Source organism: Chryseobacterium echinoideorum, assembly GCF_007474535.1.
In the GTDB taxonomy this organism is placed as follows: domain Bacteria; phylum Bacteroidota; class Bacteroidia; order Flavobacteriales; family Weeksellaceae; genus Chryseobacterium; species Chryseobacterium echinoideorum.
In genome coordinates this window covers 91,660-107,551 of record NZ_VKNW01000003.1, presented here as the reverse complement: position 1 = coordinate 107,551, position 15,892 = coordinate 91,660, and the positions used below count along the sequence as shown (strand labels likewise).

The 15,892-nt window shown below is 32.2% G+C and carries 19 protein-coding genes; 8 read left to right on the top strand and 11 right to left on the bottom strand.

The window, feature by feature from the left end; genetic code table 11:
* Nucleotides 1-6: 6 nt before the first annotated feature.
* Nucleotides 7-495, bottom strand: a complete 489-nt coding sequence (locus FOL89_RS04550; protein WP_144281667.1) for a BlaI/MecI/CopY family transcriptional regulator — start codon at nt 493-495, stop codon at nt 7-9.
* A 9-nt stretch (nt 496-504) separates the two neighbouring features.
* Nucleotides 505-1,107: a phosphatase PAP2 family protein gene (locus FOL89_RS04545; protein WP_144281666.1), complete on the bottom strand. Its 603-nt coding sequence runs from the start codon at nt 1,105-1,107 to the stop codon at nt 505-507.
* A 124-nt stretch (nt 1,108-1,231) separates the two neighbouring features.
* Here FOL89_RS04545 and pdhA point away from each other — a divergent pair, with 124 nt between their 5' ends.
* A complete protein-coding gene (gene pdhA, locus FOL89_RS04540; RefSeq protein WP_144281665.1) occupies nt 1,232-2,233 on the top strand; it encodes a pyruvate dehydrogenase (acetyl-transferring) E1 component subunit alpha in 1,002 nt (333 codons plus the stop codon).
* An 80-nt stretch (nt 2,234-2,313) separates the two neighbouring features.
* Nucleotides 2,314-3,927, top strand: coding sequence for a pyruvate dehydrogenase complex dihydrolipoamide acetyltransferase (locus FOL89_RS04535; protein WP_144281664.1), 1,614 nt, complete (start codon nt 2,314-2,316; stop codon nt 3,925-3,927).
* A gap of 211 nt (nt 3,928-4,138) precedes the next feature.
* Here FOL89_RS04535 and FOL89_RS04530 read toward each other — a convergent pair whose 3' ends face one another.
* Nucleotides 4,139-4,507 carry a hypothetical protein gene (locus tag FOL89_RS04530; RefSeq protein WP_144281663.1) on the bottom strand — a complete coding sequence of 123 codons (369 nt, stop codon included), beginning with the start codon at nt 4,505-4,507 and terminating at the stop codon, nt 4,139-4,141.
* A gap of 230 nt (nt 4,508-4,737) precedes the next feature.
* Here FOL89_RS04530 and FOL89_RS04525 point away from each other — a divergent pair, with 230 nt between their 5' ends.
* Entirely contained in the window at nt 4,738-6,453 is a 1,716-nt protein-coding gene (locus FOL89_RS04525) for a helix-turn-helix domain-containing protein (protein ID WP_144281662.1), read from the top strand.
* A 494-nt stretch (nt 6,454-6,947) separates the two neighbouring features.
* Here the strand turns inward: FOL89_RS04525 and FOL89_RS04520 are convergent, their stop codons facing one another.
* Nucleotides 6,948-7,118, bottom strand: coding sequence for a lmo0937 family membrane protein (locus tag FOL89_RS04520; RefSeq protein WP_144281661.1), 171 nt, complete (start codon nt 7,116-7,118; stop codon nt 6,948-6,950).
* A 461-nt stretch (nt 7,119-7,579) separates the two neighbouring features.
* Here FOL89_RS04520 and FOL89_RS04515 point away from each other — a divergent pair, with 461 nt between their 5' ends.
* The 5 genes from FOL89_RS04515 (at nt 7,580) to FOL89_RS04495 (ending at nt 10,904) form a co-directional block, all read left to right on the top strand.
* The gene (locus FOL89_RS04515) at nt 7,580-8,182 is read left to right on the top strand and encodes a hypothetical protein (protein ID WP_144281660.1); all 603 of its coding nucleotides are present in this window, start codon (nt 7,580-7,582) and stop codon (nt 8,180-8,182) included.
* An 83-nt stretch (nt 8,183-8,265) separates the two neighbouring features.
* A complete protein-coding gene (locus FOL89_RS04510; RefSeq protein ID WP_144281659.1) occupies nt 8,266-9,018 on the top strand; it encodes an SDR family oxidoreductase in 753 nt (250 codons plus the stop codon).
* Between the two features lie 10 nt (nt 9,019-9,028).
* Entirely contained in the window at nt 9,029-9,304 is a 276-nt protein-coding gene (locus FOL89_RS04505; RefSeq protein WP_144281658.1) for a SemiSWEET transporter, read from the top strand.
* A 274-nt stretch (nt 9,305-9,578) separates the two neighbouring features.
* Entirely contained in the window at nt 9,579-9,893 is a 315-nt protein-coding gene (locus FOL89_RS04500) for a hypothetical protein (protein ID WP_144281657.1), read from the top strand.
* Between the two features lie 303 nt (nt 9,894-10,196).
* Nucleotides 10,197-10,904: a DUF421 domain-containing protein gene (locus tag FOL89_RS04495; protein ID WP_228444857.1), complete on the top strand. Its 708-nt coding sequence runs from the start codon at nt 10,197-10,199 to the stop codon at nt 10,902-10,904.
* A gap of 149 nt (nt 10,905-11,053) precedes the next feature.
* Here FOL89_RS04495 and FOL89_RS04490 read toward each other — a convergent pair whose 3' ends face one another.
* From FOL89_RS04490 to FOL89_RS04460, 7 genes are all read right to left on the bottom strand, one after another.
* Entirely contained in the window at nt 11,054-11,497 is a 444-nt protein-coding gene (locus tag FOL89_RS04490; RefSeq protein ID WP_228444856.1) for a hypothetical protein, read from the bottom strand.
* Between the two features lie 116 nt (nt 11,498-11,613).
* A complete protein-coding gene (locus tag FOL89_RS04485; protein ID WP_144281656.1) occupies nt 11,614-12,903 on the bottom strand; it encodes a cryptochrome/photolyase family protein in 1,290 nt (429 codons plus the stop codon).
* Nucleotides 12,890-13,582, bottom strand: a complete 693-nt coding sequence (locus tag FOL89_RS04480; RefSeq protein ID WP_144281655.1) for a lycopene cyclase domain-containing protein — start codon at nt 13,580-13,582, stop codon at nt 12,890-12,892. Before FOL89_RS04480 ends, FOL89_RS04485 begins: the two co-directional genes overlap by 14 nt.
* Complete coding sequence (locus FOL89_RS04475; protein ID WP_144281654.1) at nt 13,583-14,041, bottom strand: sterol desaturase family protein; 459 nt, start codon at nt 14,039-14,041, stop codon at nt 13,583-13,585. It lies immediately after the preceding gene.
* Complete coding sequence (locus FOL89_RS04470; protein WP_144281653.1) at nt 14,038-14,514, bottom strand: SRPBCC family protein; 477 nt, start codon at nt 14,512-14,514, stop codon at nt 14,038-14,040. Before FOL89_RS04470 ends, FOL89_RS04475 begins: the two co-directional genes overlap by 4 nt.
* A 2-nt stretch (nt 14,515-14,516) precedes the next feature.
* On the bottom strand, nt 14,517-14,966 hold the full coding sequence (locus FOL89_RS04465; protein ID WP_144281652.1) for a hypothetical protein: 450 nt from the start codon (nt 14,964-14,966) through the stop codon (nt 14,517-14,519).
* 84 nt (nt 14,967-15,050) lie between these two features.
* A complete protein-coding gene (locus tag FOL89_RS04460) occupies nt 15,051-15,887 on the bottom strand; it encodes a phytoene/squalene synthase family protein (protein WP_144281651.1) in 837 nt (278 codons plus the stop codon).
* Nucleotides 15,888-15,892 lie beyond the last annotated feature (5 nt).

Below are 15,892 nucleotides of genomic sequence, written 5' to 3'. Positions count from 1 at the left end.
CTTTTTTTATATTTTGTTCTGATCTTTTTTCTTCTTTTTCTTTTCTTTACTTTTTTCTTTTCCCTTCTTAATTTTCTTGGGATTCAAAATTTCTTCGGCATATTCAAGCCTAGGCTCTTTTATTTTTACAGGTTTCATCTCTATTTTCAAATCAAAATAAGATTGCAGGTCTTTTTGCGAGATTAGATTTTCTTTGAATAAAAAGTCTAAAATTTCTTTTCCCGAATCATCAAAAAACTGATGAGAAAGTTCTTTCAGCAAAAACCTTTTATATTCATCAAAAGGAACTATAACGGAATATCTGAAAATTCTGCCTTCTTTGTCTGTTGAAAGGTAGCCTTTTTCAACAAGGATTTTTAGATAAGTAGAAACGGTATTCTGATGAGGTTTAGGCTCAGGATGGTGCTCCATTACATCTTTCAGGTAAAATGTTTCCAGTTTCCAGAATAACTTCATTAGATTTTCTTCAGCAGATGTAAGATGGTTGATTTTCATAAGATATTCTTAGTGTTGAAATTGAATATTGCAATAAAGATAGACAAAAGATACCATAAATGCGATACCGGCTCCCATAAATACTTCTTTTACGGTATGTCGCCGCAAAATGACTCTTGTAACGCCTACCAAAGCCGCAATAAAAAGCCAGAATAAGCCAGCTTTCCAATCAGAATCATAAAACAATGCCGCAACAAAAACATTAAAAGCAGTATGCATAGAGCTTTTGATATACAAATTGCTGTACTGTAACGCAAAGAGGAGTATGAGAATAAAAAGCATCACAAAATCTACAAAACCATTCATTATATAATGATACAGCTGATACAAAATTATGCAGACCGCTATAAAAATGTATAAACTTTTTCTTTGAACCCGGTTAGACACATCCATATTAGTATACCTTCCTGTTTTTACCTTCCAGTAAATCCAAATAATAATCGGCAGAATTGTTATCAATAAAATAGGAAGAAAGTGCATAACTGCTTCTTTAAGCGTGTAAATTTTAAAGCTTAAATACACAAAATAAATAAAAAGCGAAACAAGAGGATTGAAAAAGTCTGAGATTAATCTTGATATAATTTGCAGTGATGAAGTTCTTTTTTCTTCCATAAATAATTCTGAAATGTAAATATAACATTATAACCAAAAAAACAATTACTCTGTATATAATAAAAACAAAGTTTTTTTATATTTTTGCTCAACTATTTCATTATAAATAAGCAAGAGCTAACACATGAAAGAATTTTCTAAAGAAGTGTACCTGAAGTGGTATGAAGATATGACAATGTGGAGAAGGTTTGAAGACAAATGCCGTTCTCTTTATTTAAAACAAAAAATCAGAGGTTTTTTACATTTGTACAATGGTCAGGAGGCAATTCCTGCAGGTTTTACACATGCAATGGATTTAACCAAAGATAGTATGATTACTGCTTACAGATGTCATATTCACCCAATGGCGATGGGAGTAGACCCTAAAAGGATTATGGCAGAGCTTTGCGGTAAAGCAACCGGGACCTCCGGAGGTATGGGAGGATCTATGCATATTTTCAGCAAAGAACATCGTTTTTACGGAGGACATGGTATTGTGGGAGGGCAAATTCCGTTAGGTGCGGGGATTGCTTTTGCAGATAAATTCTTTGACAGAAAAGCAGTAAATATCTGTTTCTTTGGAGATGGTGCTGCAAGACAAGGTTCTCTTCACGAAACTTTTAATATGGCAATGAACTGGAAACTTCCTGTGGTATTTGTGGTCGAAAACAATCAATACGCAATGGGAACTTCTGTAAAAAGAACTGCCAATCACGAAGATATCTATAAACTAGGCTTAGGGTACGAAATGCCGTGCCTTGCTGTAGATGCGATGGATCCTGAAAAAGTGGCTGAAGCCGCTTATGAAGCTATAGAAAGAGCAAGGAGAGGAGAAGGGCCAACATTTATTGAAGCAAGAACGTACCGTTTCAGAGGTCACTCAATGTCTGATGCAGAGCCATACAGATCAAAAGATGAAGTTGCTATTGCAAAAAAGGATGATCCTATTGAATTAATCAAAGCAAGAATCTTAGAGAATAACTGGGCAACAGAAGAAGAACTGGAAGCCACGGATAATAAATCAAGAGATTTCGTTGAGGAATGTATCGAATTTATGGAAAACTCTCCATATCCTGATGCTGAAAAAGTGTACGAATACGTTTATGCTCAGGAAGATTATCCATTCTTAGACAAATTAGAAAATTAATAAAATTAATTAATTTGAAGTTTGAATTTGAGTTCTTAATCTCAAATCTCGAATCTCAAATCTCAAATCAATATTAAATTATGGCAGAAGTAATTACAATGCCACGTCTTTCCGATACAATGACGGAAGGAAAAGTGGCGAAATGGCATAAAAAAGTAGGCGATAAAGTAAAAGAAGGCGATATTTTAGCCGAAATAGAAACGGATAAAGCGGTTCAGGATTTTGAATCTGAAATCGAAGGAACACTTTTGTATGTTGGAGTAGAGGAAGGTAACGCTGCTGCTGTAGATTCTGTTTTGGCAATTATTGGAAAAGAAGGAGAAGACATTTCCGGATTAACCGATGGAAGTACTCCCAGTAATGATTCATCTGAAAAAAAATCCGAAGAAGGAGCTAAAGATGAAGATAATACTAATGAGATTGAAGAAACTTCTTCAGAAATTCCTGAAGGGGTAGAGGTCATCACAATGCCACGTCTTTCTGATACAATGACGGAGGGAAAAGTTGCAAAATGGCATAAAAGCGTAGGTGATACTGTTAAAGAAGGAGATCTTTTAGCTGAAATAGAAACGGATAAAGCTGTTCAGGATTTTGAATCTGAATTCAATGGTGTTTTGTTGAAGCAAGGTGTAGAAGAAGGGGGTGCTGCACCTGTTGATTCAATTTTAGCTATCATCGGACCTGAAGGTACAGATGTTTCTAATGTTGGAACTTCAAAACCAGCTCCAAAAACCTCAGAAAAATCTGAAGAAAAAAAATCCGAAACAAAAGAAGAAGATAGCAAAGAAGAGATTTCTGTTAGTAACTCATCTTCTGATAGAATTGCTATTTCTCCTTTAGCTAAAAAAATGGCTCAGGAGAAAGGTGTAGATATTAGCTCAGTAAAAGGATCTGGTGAAAACGGAAGAATCGTTAAAAAAGATATTGAAAATTATCAACCATCTGCAAAATCATCCGCTTCGGTTCAGAATTCAAGCTCAGCAACAGCTCAGGTTGCACTGAATTTTGTACAGGGTGAAGATTCAGAAACAACGAATTCTCAGGTAAGAAATATTATTGCTAAAAGACTTTCTGAAAGCAAATTTACTGCCCCTCATTATTACCTGATGGTGGAGATCAATATGGATAAAGCAATTGAGGCCAGAAAAGAAATCAATTCTTTACCAGACACAAAGATTTCTTTTAACGATATGATTATAAAGGCAACAGCAATTGCTTTAAGAAAACATCCGCAGGTAAATTCAAGCTGGGCGGGAGATAAAATCATTCACAGAGGAAATATCAATATTGGTGTTGCAGTAGCTATTCCTGATGGTTTGGTTGTTCCTGTTTTGAAAAATACCGACCAGATGACTTACACTCAGATTTCTGATTCTGTAAAAGATATGGCAGGAAGAGCAAAGTCTAAAGGTCTTAAAGCAAATGAAATGGAAGGTTCTACATTCTCAATCTCAAACTTAGGAATGTTCGGAATTGAAACTTTCACCAGTATCATCAATCAACCAAATGCTGCAATCCTTTCAGTAGGAGCAATCATTGAGAAACCAGTTGTGAAAAACGGACAAATCGTGGTTGGAAATATCATGAAGCTTTCATTAGCTTGTGATCACAGAGTGGTAGACGGTGCGACGGGTGCTCAGTTTTTACAAACATTGAAGACATATTTGGAAAACCCTTTAAAATTACTTCTGTAAAAGAAAGTTTGCAGATTATTATAAATATAATACTAAACCTTCCAAATTTTTGGAAGGTTTTTTAATGTTTATAATAAAAAATTCAGGCTTAATTAAAAAGCAATCAGTAATATAAAATTTCCTATCAGTAAAAGAATGAGAAATTTTTTATTACAAAAAAAAACTACTTTCCTATTATAGAAAGTAGTTAGTTATTAATTAAAAATATTTTTTACCTTGTTCTCCAGTGTGTACCATTTCTCGGAGGATCGCCGCCGCCATTACCATCATCAATAATTTCTGTTGAACTATTTAGGCTGTCTCTTTGTACGACTATTAGATTTCCTTGTTCAGGAGTATCTTTTGGATGATCTTTCGGATTATCTTTGTTTTTACCTGCTGTTCTCCAGTGTGTACCGTTTCTTGGTGGATCTCCAGGGATCATTCCTGTTGCTGAAGAGTCTCTCGCTGTCATTTGAGGTTCCTCAACATTTTCTTTAGAGATTTTAAAATCTTCTTCAAAACTTTCATCAGATTGCCTGCAGGCAACTGTACAAATTCCGATAATTGCTAAGCTAAATGCTATAAACTTGTTTTTCATTGTACTAGGATTAATGATTAAACTTATTATTTGATAATTTTAGATGGGTCGAAAGTAATCAAAAACCGTACTCAATGCAAGAAACAGGGGGGCTGATTTATAAATTTTTACGTTTCTTAACAAATTATTAATCATAAAAAGGTGTTTAAAATTTAAACTGATCAACCTAAAATAGCGTATTATAAATAGTTTTTACGTATTTTTGATGAAAATTTGTCAGGAGATATCTAATGATTAAAAAATTTTTTACTTCTTTCTTTACGTTGCTTACCGTATTACTGTACGCACAGGATTATTATTCTAAATTGAGAGAGAAATATTATGGTTTTGAAGAAAATGATTCAAAAGCATTTGTATATATTGATCAATATATAAAGAAAGCGAAGTCAGATAATAATTACAAAGAACTTTTTCAAGCATATAAAGATGCAATATTATATTCATCAGATAATAAACTGAAGTATGCGGATAGTGCAATAGTAATAGCTAAAAAATCCAGGAACGACGATTTAATTGGTGATGCATTTCTCAGTAAAGGAGCAATATATTACTTTAATCAGAGAAAGTTTCAGCTGGCTTTAGAAGAATATTTAAAAGCCTACGAATATCTAAAAGATTCGAAAGATGATTTTTTAAAATACCAAAACTTATATCACATTGGTGTTGTTAAAAGTTATTTAGGATATTATGATGAAGCTTTGGAAATTTTTACTGAATGTATTAAATATTTTGAAACAAGACTGAGTGATAAATTGCACAAAAATCTGTTATTTAATAACCGAAAAGGTTATTTTAATTCTCTACATCAGGCTATTGTATGTTATCAGATGCTTAAAAAGAACGGAGAAGCTGATAGATTATTAAATGATGCTATCACCACTTTGCCCGATTCTAAAGATTTTTATTTGGAAAAAAGTTATTTCAATAAAAGTATAGGCATTTCAGAGTTTAGAAAAAAGAACTATAACAGGGCTATTCAGTATTTTGATCAATCTCTGCCCGAATTAATTAAAGTCAATGATTTTACATGGATTTCCTACATTTATTACTATAAAGGAAAAAGCTATGAAATTTTAGGAAATCATGACAAAGAGGTTGAAAACTATAAAAAAGTAGATTCAATCTTCAATAAAAATACTTTTATTCTTCCAGAATTAAGAACGAATTATGAAGAACTTATAGAGTTTTACAAAAAAAGAGAAAATCATAAGGAAGAACTATATTATACCAACCAGTTACTAAAAGCAGATAGTATTATTGCAGCTGATTTTAAATATTTATCTACTCGGGTTTATAAAGAATATGATACCAAGAGGCTTTTAGAGACAAAAGAAGACTTAGAAAAAAGCAATTCTTTCAGTAAAATTTTGCTTTTGTTTTGTGTGATTGTGATTGGTTTTCTTGCTTTTGTAATTTATATGAGGCTCAAGAAGCAGAAAAAAATTCAAAAGAGCTATGAAGAATTGCTCAGAAAAATGGAAGAAAAGCAGCAGCAACAACACCAGCCTGTACAAATTCCTGTAAAACAAGAACCAGCAGCAGACTCCGAGAAAAATATTAAATTTGATAATAGTATTGTTGAAAAATTATTAAAAGACATACAAAATTTTGAAAATAATCAGGGTTATCTTGAACAAGGTTTAACATTGAAAAAACTTGCCGAACAGTTTAAAACAAATACATCTTATCTTTCACAAGTAATTAATGAATATAAAGGAAGTAATTTTAATACTTACATTAATGTTTTGAGAATTAATTTTGCTACCGAAAAAATTTATCATGACAAAGAGTGGAGAAAATACTCAATAGAACACATTGCTTCTGCTGCAGGTTTTAGTAACAGACAAAGCTTTTCTAATATTTTTCTGGAACAGAATGGTATAAGACCGGCAGATTTTATTAAAAAAAGAGTCAGCGAACTGGAAGATCAAAAGAATAATTCTTAAAAGTACAATAAGACAAAAAATAAAATCTAACCTTCTGAGAAGGTTAGATTTTTTATTAATATAATGTGGTGGTGTTAATGGTGATTTTCATCAAATTTCTCCTTGAATTGTAGAGAACAGGGTTCTTGTTCCTAGCTTGTCCGAACCCTGATATTCTACATGAAAACTGAATGATGAAAAGTTATATATAAATGATTAGTGTCTCATGTTTTTCCTGTAACAAATATAGAATCATATATTTTCTTTGGCAAACAAGTGTGGGTAGCATTTATAAATGTTAACGTAAAAATTTATAAAACGGATCAATTATATTGTTTTTAAGTGTTTGATTTTAAGTTTTTTATGATAAAAATTATTTTTATTTTAATTATAATTGAAGCTGATAGGGTTATAGCTTAAGAAAATTGATATTTTGTTACTTTGTATAAATTTTTCTGCATAAACATGAAGAAAGCCGGATAAAATCCGGCTTCTATTTTTTGAAATTATAAAGTCTAGTCCAGCGGTCTTCTGCCGGATATAATATTGTAGAGCACTACAATAATTGCAATAACTAATAATACATGAATCAAATAATTTGTACTGATTCCCGGAATTATATTTAACATTCCCAATAACCATACAACAATGCAGATTACTGCCACGAGCCATAATACACTTTTCATAATAATATATTTTTTAAGGTTGATTTATTATTTGTTAGCATATTTTATGCCTTTTTTAATTATTATGCGTTTTATAGGAGATATTAATTTACGCTCACTTCTTGTAGCTATATAAAAATTAAACCCCGCCAGTGTTGGCAGGGTTTAATAAAAACACAAATGATGAAAAAAAAATTTTCGGGTCAAAAATACTATCTTTTTTTGTGACCTGCAATATTTTATCAATAAATATTACAATATTTTTTAAAAATATTTTTCATAAAACTTTAAAATCAATAAAAAGTGATAAATTATCCTTCCCATATTAGTTTGGCAAGATTTATGATAGCTGTTACAGGCCTATAAAAGGGGTAATAGCTTGTTTTTGAAAGTAGCACAGCTTACATAATATTTTTATCTTTTATAAATGATTTATTGTATACCAAATTTTAATTAAATTATTTAAAACACAAATTTTTTTAATGAAACACAAGAAAGTTCCCGGTGTTCCCAATCAGATTAAAGGGGGATACCATGATACAGAAACTAAAGTTACTTATTCAAATCCTGAAGATTTAGAAAAAAGTTTTACTATATCGAAAAAGAAATTTTTTGATATTAATAACTGGTCAAATTATACACCTGAATTTAAAATCCAGTTTGTACTATGCGATCATGAGGGACATTCAGTAACGAGAGATCCTCAAATTGGAGACTATGTAAAAATCCTTTTGCATGCAAAGCCTAATCCTCAAAAAAAAGATTATATCTGGGTAAGAATTGATATGATAGATCAGAGTAATCCCAATTCTTTGATGATGCAGATGAGACCTTCAACATTACCCGGAAATCAATTCGGAGGAAATATTATGCATTTTTACTCTTCGGGTTCTACCTCAACTTTTATAATTTCCAAAGGAAATAATTATATAAAAGCAGCGGTTTATGAACGCAACGAAAAAACAAATATGAATACCGATTTTTTATCAGGAATAAAAAATAAGCTTATTGCATTAGGTACGAGATTCGGTTCCCCGAAAATTCAATGGAAGAGTTTTACAAATGCACTTCTAAGCGACAAATAAAAAATACCACATTTACTTTATTAAAAGGTTTTAAGCACAAGTTTTGCTTATTCATTTTTGAAAATAAACCAAACAAGAAAAATATGAATAAGTTGCAGCTTTACGGAAAAACAGCATTAATTACTGGTGCAAACAGCGGCATAGGAAAAGCGACTGCTTTACTTTTTGCACAGGAAGGAGCAAATATTGCTATAATCTACTACAGCGGTGATGAGGATGCAGAAGAAACTAAAAATGAAATACTTTCTTTGGGAAGAAAATGTGTCATCATAAAAGGAGACATTAATGATAATGATTTTTGCGAAAAAGTGTCTAAAGAAGTTTCGGATAAATTTGAAGGGATAGATATTCTTATTAATAATGCAGGAACACAGTTTCCATGTGATGATATATCAAAACTGAAAGAAGAAAATGTTAGAAAAACTTTCGATACCAACATCATAGGAATGATTCTTCTCACAAAAGCCGTTTTTCCTTACTTAAAAAACGGAGGTTGTGTTATTAATACAACATCTGCAGTGGCATATCAAGGTCACGAAGAGTTGATTGATTATTCTGCTACAAAAGGAGCTATCGTTTCTTTTACGAGATCGCTTGCTTTGCAATCTAAAGATAAAAATATCAGAGTCAATGCTGTTGCGCCAGCATCCGTAGCCACCCCTTTAACGAAAAAAACTTTTGGTGAGCAAGAGGCAGATAAAAGCAAGCCACCCCTTGAAAGAAATGCAACTACCGAAGAAATTGCACCCACTTATTTATTTTTAGCCACAAACGCTTCTGTACAGATTACAGGTCAGGTTCTGCATCCCAACGGCGGAATCATTATTAACGGATAATAATCAACTTATGAATACAGATATCTTGGGTTTGATTGCGGGTGGTCTTACGTCGATTGCATCTATGCCTCAACTTATAAAAGCTATTAAAACCAAAAACGTGGAAGATCTTTCCTGGCTGATGCTCGTTATTTTGATTACAGGGCTCTCTTTATGGGTTTGGTATGGTATACTGCAGAATGAATTACCTATCATATTATCAAATGCGTTTGCTGTATTAGTCAATGTAAGTTTATTTTGTTGTTATCTTTTATTTAAGGAAAAGAATAAAGTTGATAAATCATGAATCATGATTTCAATCATAAATTGATATGAGAAAAAAACTTTAGCTTTGAAGTATAGATTATTACTAATCCATATTTGTCATATCTATGTTTTTAACTCAAGTTTTACAACTGTCTGATTTTATCAGGCAGTTTTTTTATTAATATGTGAACTTTTTTCTTCAATGGCAATAGTTTTGTTTTAAAACATAAAACAAAATATCCGCTTGAAATCGTCTGATTGAAATCATACTAATCAAGATGACCTATGACATATAATCCAACAAAAATTTATATATGAAAAATTCAGTAAAAATCGCATTAGGCGTAGCTGCAACAGGAATTTTAGTATTTCTTCAAAAAAAATTAAGAAAAAGAAGTTCCGAACAATTTATTGCTCCGGATGGAAACCGGTACAAGACGAATGAAACCTATCGTACTGCCAATGGTGAGCTTTACAGAAACGGTAAGAAATTGAATCTTAAAACACCGGGAGATTCTTTTCAATCTGAACAGCATTTTGATTCAAATCTTAACACTCAAAAGATTAATCAACTACAAGAGGTTCCAAATAATGTTTCATACCATCAAAAAGGTAACAGACATCACTAATTTTCAAAATCATTCAAGGCAGAAAAGAAATATTTTTTCTGCTTTGTTTTTTCAACTTAATAAGATTAATTTAATTTGAATTGAAAATTTATTTTAAGTACGATGAATTTAAGCTATTCATATTCTTCCCTAAAATTTTTTGTTTTTACGGTCATTCTGCGTGTAACTTTTCACCTATAAACAAATAAATATTATCTGCAATGAGATTTTACTATTTCATTCTCTGAATTATAAACGAATATTTCAGTTAACTATAGATGATGATATGGCTTATTTTTTGGAATATCATTTTTAAAATTAATTGTGAATTTATCAACTATATTAACTATTGAATGGAAGTCTTTATTTTTTGGGAGTGAAGACTGGTCATTTATACCTGAAGTTGCGGTAAGAACGGTAATAATGTTTCTTACCATTATTATAGGATTAAGATTATTAGGAAAAAGAGGCGTAAAACAACTTTCAATATTTGAGCTTGTTGTGATCATTGGTTTAGGTTCGGCTGCGGGAGATCCTATGTTTTACAAAGAAGTGGGAATAATCTCTTCAATAATAGTTTTTATCATCATCATTCTCTTATATTCTGCAATAACGACTTTAATAGGAAGTTCAAAAAAACTAGAAAATCTTCTTGAAGGGAAGCCTATCTGTCTCATAGAAAACGGAGTTTTCGCCATAGAGAATTTTAAAAAAGAAAATCTCGGAAGTGATGAGTTTTTTGCCGAACTCCGATTAAGAGGCGTTTCTCACTTGGGACAGATAGAATCTGCAATTGAAGAAGTGTCGGGAGAGATAAGCGTATTTTACCAGGATGATAGGCACTTAAAATATGGTCTTCCGATTATGTTAAATTCTTTAAAAAATCCTCTCACTTATATCCATGAAACAGGGCATTATTCATGTACATTTTGCGGATTTACGGAAGAGAAACATCAGGGTAATGCAGGTAAATGTCCCAATTGTAACAGAGAGAAATGGGTAATTGCAAGTAATAAAAAAAGAATAAGTTAAGTTCGTTATTATAATAATGGTTTTGCGTTGATAGTAAACTTCAAATTTTTTATTGATATTTACGAATGAGCCATAAAAAAATCCCCACCAAAACTGGCGGAGAAAGTTTAAATATATATAATTTGATTGGTCTTTGAGATTAGCAGTTTTTAAACTGCTGCTTGGTGGTAAGAGCTAATGAAATGGTTGGTTTCTTTTCCAAAAAGACATGAAAATATATTTTGGAACTCATGAATGTATTTACATTTGATATTGTTTCCATAAATTTTCAATCCTTCTACGATTTTTTTCGAGCTCAGATCAATATCATACTTGATAAACGCTTCCGGTCTTTCGTAACGAATCTGGTGTATAGATGCATAAGTTTTAGCAAATCCAAATTTTTCCAGCCAATCTTCTGTAATTCTGATCGGACTAATTTCCTCCGCTGGAAGCGAAATCGTGTGATTTTCATTTTCAATTCTCACAAAATAATCATTATTATTCTGAAAAATTTCGGCAATGGTAAAAATCTCGTTATTGTATTCAACCAGATTTTTAATTTTTAAATCTGTAACTTTCATAATATCTTGGTGTGTGGCGTTAATATTCATACTTCAACAGTATTTACAAATACTATGCCCGACATTAGAAATTATACACTCATATTCATATTTTTTTTCATATTTTTCTAATCCCTTGAGAATTAAGCGAAAATTTTTCTTACTATTTAATGAGTAACAGCTTTTTTATACGTGGCTAACGCCCTTTCCCTTGCAGATTTATGTTCAACAATAGGAGAGATATTCATATCTTTTTCAGACAGCCAGGTTTTAATATATTTTTGGTCTTTATCAAATTTTTTGGTTTGCTCGTACGGGTTGAAAATTCTGAAATACGGAGCTGCATCACATCCGCATCCTGCTGCCCATTGCCAGTTCCCGTTGTTGGAAGAAAGTTCGTAATCTAAAAGTTTTTCTGCAAAGTAGGCTTCACCCCATCGCCAGTCAATGAGAAGATGTTTGGTAAGAAAGCTTGCTGTAATCATCCGAACTCGGTTGTGCATAAATCCGGTTTCGTTAAGCTGTCTCATTCCTGCATCTACAATCGGATATCCTGTTTTACCTTCACACCAGAGTTGAAACTCTTTTTCGTTATTTCTCCATTCTATGTTTTCATATTTTTCCTTGAAACATTTTGTAGTGACTTTAGGAAAATGATAAAGAATCTGCATGAAAAATTCTCTCCAGATTAATTCATTCAGCCAGATTTCGTTGTGTTCTGCTGCGTATTTTACACATTTTCTTGCAGAAATTGTTCCGAATCGAAGCGCAATTCCCAGTCTGGTTGTATCATCCAAAGCAGGAAAATCTCTGTTTTTGTCGTAAGATTCTATTTTTTTCTTATTTAATACAGGTTTTACAAAGCTGTAATCTGTTTTTTTAAACCCAATATCTTCTAAACTGTGTATTTCTTTAAATTTTTTAGTCTGAAAACTTTTATAATTAGGAGAAGATGTTTTTATTTCATTTTTTTTCAAAAGCTGTTTCCATTTCTTTGAATAAGGAGTGTAAACCGTATAAGGAAGCCCATCGTCTTTTACCACCTCATCTTTCTCGAAAATTACCTGATCTTTATAATCCTTGAAATCAATATTGTTTTCCTCTAAAAGTTCCGAAACTTCCTGGTCCCTTTTCCTACCATAAGGTTCATAGTCACGATTGTAGAAAACGGTTTCGATATCAAATTCGCCAATGATTTTTTTGAAAATTTCCAGAGGTTTACCGTGATAGGTTGTAAGACAAGTGTTGTGTTCTTTCAGTTGGTTATTGATAAGATCTAGTGACTGATGAATATAATCAAGTCTTTTGTCTTCTTTATTTTCCAGCTTATCCAAAATTTCTGTATCAAAAATAAAAACCGGAACTACTTTCCGGTCAGTTTTTAATGCTTCATTTAATCCTGTATTGTCGTTAAGACGAAGATCTCTTCTGAACCAAAATATATTAATCTTGCTCATTTTTTTTAAATTTATAAAAGAAAAATAGATTCCATAAAATCATTTCATATCCGTAAACTGTATCTTCCACAGGAATGGTCATCATTCTTAATCCTATAAAATCATCAGGATTATAATTTACAATAGGAGACTCCAGTCCTGTTCCGGTAAGTATTCCGTTCACTGCGAAAAAACCGGGCATCAGAATAAAATAAACGAAAGATGCTTTGCCAATCCACCTTGCTTTTAAAATAAAATAAAGAATTAATAAGCTTGCTCCTGTTGTCATAAATGTGACAAGGGTATAAATTCTGTCTTTAAATAAATAAGCAATAATAAAACAGGCAATTGCCGAAACAATGACAAATATTATTTCAATATTTACGTTCCAGTCAAGGTTGAAAAATTTATCTAAGCAATGATAGGTAAAGATACAGGAAAAAGGAATACAGATAAAAAAAAGCAATTCTTCCAGCGGTAATCCGAAAAGCCTTGCACCGATGAGATATCGGTCATTGAACCACCATACTCCGTTGGCTGTAAACCAGACATCCCATGCTATGAAAACCGAAGCAACCAGAACCGAAGCCAGCATAAATGCCTTAAAATGTCTGTTAAATTTTATCTTTGGATGAAAAGAAAAAATGAAACAGATAACGATGGTAAAAAAATTAATTGCTAAATAGGTATACTGCCACATTTACACTTTACTTTTATTGAAAAACATTTTAAAATATTTTACCGGAACCCACAGAAAACCAAAACATTCTCCTTCTTCTTTTCCGGTATGCTTGTGATGCTGTTTGTGTCCTCTTCTTATGGCAAGCAGATAAGGATTTTTTGTATTTTTAAGAATCTTGAAACGCTGATGGATAAAGATGTCATGTACAAAAAAATAAGCCATTCCGTAGAGCGTGATTCCTATTGCAATATAGAAAAAGGCATTGAAGTCATTGATGGTTCCGTAATACATCAATGCAATGGTTGGAATTGCAAAAATCACGAAAAAATAGTCATTTCTTTCCATTTTCCCTTCGTTGCTGTGATCGTGATGGTCGCGGTGAAGTGACCACAGAACACCATGCATAATGTATTTATGAACCAGCCATGTAATTCCTTCCATAACGAAGAAAGTGGTAATAACAATCAGAAAATTCATACTTTATTATTCTGTTTTTGGTTAAACATTTCCTCTAAAACTTTGGTGCGGTAATCAAAAATATGCTCAAGTTTCTTTTTCACAAAAAGACCATGAGCAATCTCTCCTAAAAAGCCCAAAGGCAGCTCATAATCTACAGTGTCTATCATAAGAACACCATTTTCGTTTTCGATAAAATCATGGCGGTGATTCCATAGTTTATAAGGACCTTTTTTCTGAAAATCTGTAAAGCTCTTCTGAAAATCTACTTCGGTGATTTCCGTTTGCCAGGGCATTTTGATATTCAGCATGGGTGAAACAAAGTAATCAATGATCATTCCTTTGTAGATGTTGTCATCAGAAAGTTTGGTGCGTACAATAAAATTCATTTCTTTCGGTGTGATTTTAGAAAGATTATTAGCAGACGAAAAAAAACGCCATGCTTCATCTATTGTACAGTTAAGTTGCTGTTTGCGATAGAGTTGATGAATCATTGTTAACTTTTTAAAATTTGGATAATCATATCTTTCAGAAAAGAATTACTTATATTGTTTATATTTCGTGAAAGTAAATTTTTGTCATCCTGAAGATTGTTTTTATATCCCAAAAATGCGGGGCTTTCTTTCTGAACCGAATATCTTAGGAAAATTGTTTCCAAATGACCGGGTTCCTGTTGTATAGCTTTTTCTATGTTTTTTTTAGCTTTATTAAAAGTACTTAGTTTTTCAAAAGGGTTATTGGTATGTTTTGCCCATACTGCCTGAAATGCACCGAAATACGCAAGTTCGATTCCGGTATTATTTTTCTTCTCAAACTGAAAAATCATTTCTTTACAAATTTTTTTGTCCTCTACCGCTTTCTGATAATTCTTTCTGATCAGATCAAGATTTTGGGCAGAAGCAAAAGTAGTTACAGAAAAAACAGCTGCAGATATCATCTTTTTCATAAGTACATTTTATTGTTATATAGTACATAATCTACAATGAGGTCAGCCTTATTAATTAGGCTTTCTAATGGTTTTATGCTTTGATTACAGTAAAGACATTTTATATTGCAAATAGCTGCTCATCATCAGAGAAAATTTTCTTCCGTTAGAAATTCTTATTCTTTGATTGATAATCCTATGGGCAGAAGTTCTTTTAATTTTTCTGAATAATGAAATGTAATAGCGGTACGCAAGATAAACTCCGAATCTTGATGAAGGCGGAAGTTTTTTGATCCCTTCCAAAGCTTCTTTAAACTCATCATAAATTTCCTGCTCAATCTGAGCTTTCACCATATTATCAAAATAAGAAATGTCAACATTTGGGAAATAGCATCTTCCCAAAATCTGATAGTCATCTTTCATATCCCTAAGGAAATTCACCTTCTGAAAAGCAGAACCAAGCTTCATTGCAGAAGGTTTGAGCATCGCAAAAAGTTCTTTATCACCGTTCACGAAAATATGAAGGCACATTAATCCCACTACTTCAGCAGAACCAAGAATATATTCTTTGTAAAGATCAGAATCATAATCAATTTTCTGAAGATCCATTTCCATACTTTTCAGAAATTGGTTGATAAGCTGCCTGTCAATATCATACCTGTGAATAGTCTCCTGAAAGCACTGTAAAATAGGATTGAGAGAAATTTTTTCTTCCAGAGCCAGATTGGTCTGCTCACGGAATCTGGCGAGAAGAGTAGCACGGTCGTAGTCGTGAAAGCTGTCAACAATTTCATCAGCCAATCTTACGTAGCCGTAGATAGCATATATGGAATTTCTGATGTGAGGAGACAGAGCTAAAATCCCAAGAGAAAAACTCGTACTGTACTGTTTGGTGGTTTGTTTGCTGATCTTGTATGAAAGTTCATCGAAAAGTTTTTTCATAATTC

Excerpts from the sequence above, each read along its gene's own strand:
- FOL89_RS04470 (WP_144281653.1), bottom strand. The coding sequence starts at position 14,514 with ATGATTCATCAACTCTATCGCAAACAGCAACTTAACTGTACAATAGAT.
- FOL89_RS04485 (WP_144281656.1), bottom strand. The coding sequence starts at position 12,903 with ATGAGCAAGATTAATATATTTTGGTTCAGAAGAGATCTTCGTCTTAAC.
- FOL89_RS04525 (WP_144281662.1), top strand. The coding sequence starts at position 4,738 with ATGATTAAAAAATTTTTTACTTCTTTCTTTACGTTGCTTACCGTATTA.
- FOL89_RS04530 (WP_144281663.1), bottom strand. The coding sequence starts at position 4,507 with ATGAAAAACAAGTTTATAGCATTTAGCTTAGCAATTATCGGAATTTGT.
- FOL89_RS04490 (WP_228444856.1), bottom strand. The coding sequence starts at position 11,497 with ATGAATATTAACGCCACACACCAAGATATTATGAAAGTTACAGATTTA.
- FOL89_RS04505 (WP_144281658.1), top strand. The coding sequence starts at position 9,029 with ATGAATACAGATATCTTGGGTTTGATTGCGGGTGGTCTTACGTCGATT.
- FOL89_RS04475 (WP_144281654.1), bottom strand. The coding sequence starts at position 14,041 with ATGAATTTTCTGATTGTTATTACCACTTTCTTCGTTATGGAAGGAATT.
- FOL89_RS04465 (WP_144281652.1), bottom strand. The coding sequence starts at position 14,966 with ATGAAAAAGATGATATCTGCAGCTGTTTTTTCTGTAACTACTTTTGCT.
- pdhA (WP_144281665.1), top strand. The coding sequence starts at position 1,232 with ATGAAAGAATTTTCTAAAGAAGTGTACCTGAAGTGGTATGAAGATATG.
- FOL89_RS04510 (WP_144281659.1), top strand. The coding sequence starts at position 8,266 with ATGAATAAGTTGCAGCTTTACGGAAAAACAGCATTAATTACTGGTGCA.
- FOL89_RS04480 (WP_144281655.1), bottom strand. The coding sequence starts at position 13,582 with ATGTGGCAGTATACCTATTTAGCAATTAATTTTTTTACCATCGTTATC.
- FOL89_RS04545 (WP_144281666.1), bottom strand. The coding sequence starts at position 1,107 with ATGGAAGAAAAAAGAACTTCATCACTGCAAATTATATCAAGATTAATC.
- FOL89_RS04460 (WP_144281651.1), bottom strand. The coding sequence starts at position 15,887 with ATGAAAAAACTTTTCGATGAACTTTCATACAAGATCAGCAAACAAACC.
- FOL89_RS04520 (WP_144281661.1), bottom strand. The coding sequence starts at position 7,118 with ATGAAAAGTGTATTATGGCTCGTGGCAGTAATCTGCATTGTTGTATGG.
- FOL89_RS04535 (WP_144281664.1), top strand. The coding sequence starts at position 2,314 with ATGGCAGAAGTAATTACAATGCCACGTCTTTCCGATACAATGACGGAA.
- FOL89_RS04515 (WP_144281660.1), top strand. The coding sequence starts at position 7,580 with ATGAAACACAAGAAAGTTCCCGGTGTTCCCAATCAGATTAAAGGGGGA.
- FOL89_RS04500 (WP_144281657.1), top strand. The coding sequence starts at position 9,579 with ATGAAAAATTCAGTAAAAATCGCATTAGGCGTAGCTGCAACAGGAATT.
- FOL89_RS04550 (WP_144281667.1), bottom strand. The coding sequence starts at position 495 with ATGAAAATCAACCATCTTACATCTGCTGAAGAAAATCTAATGAAGTTA.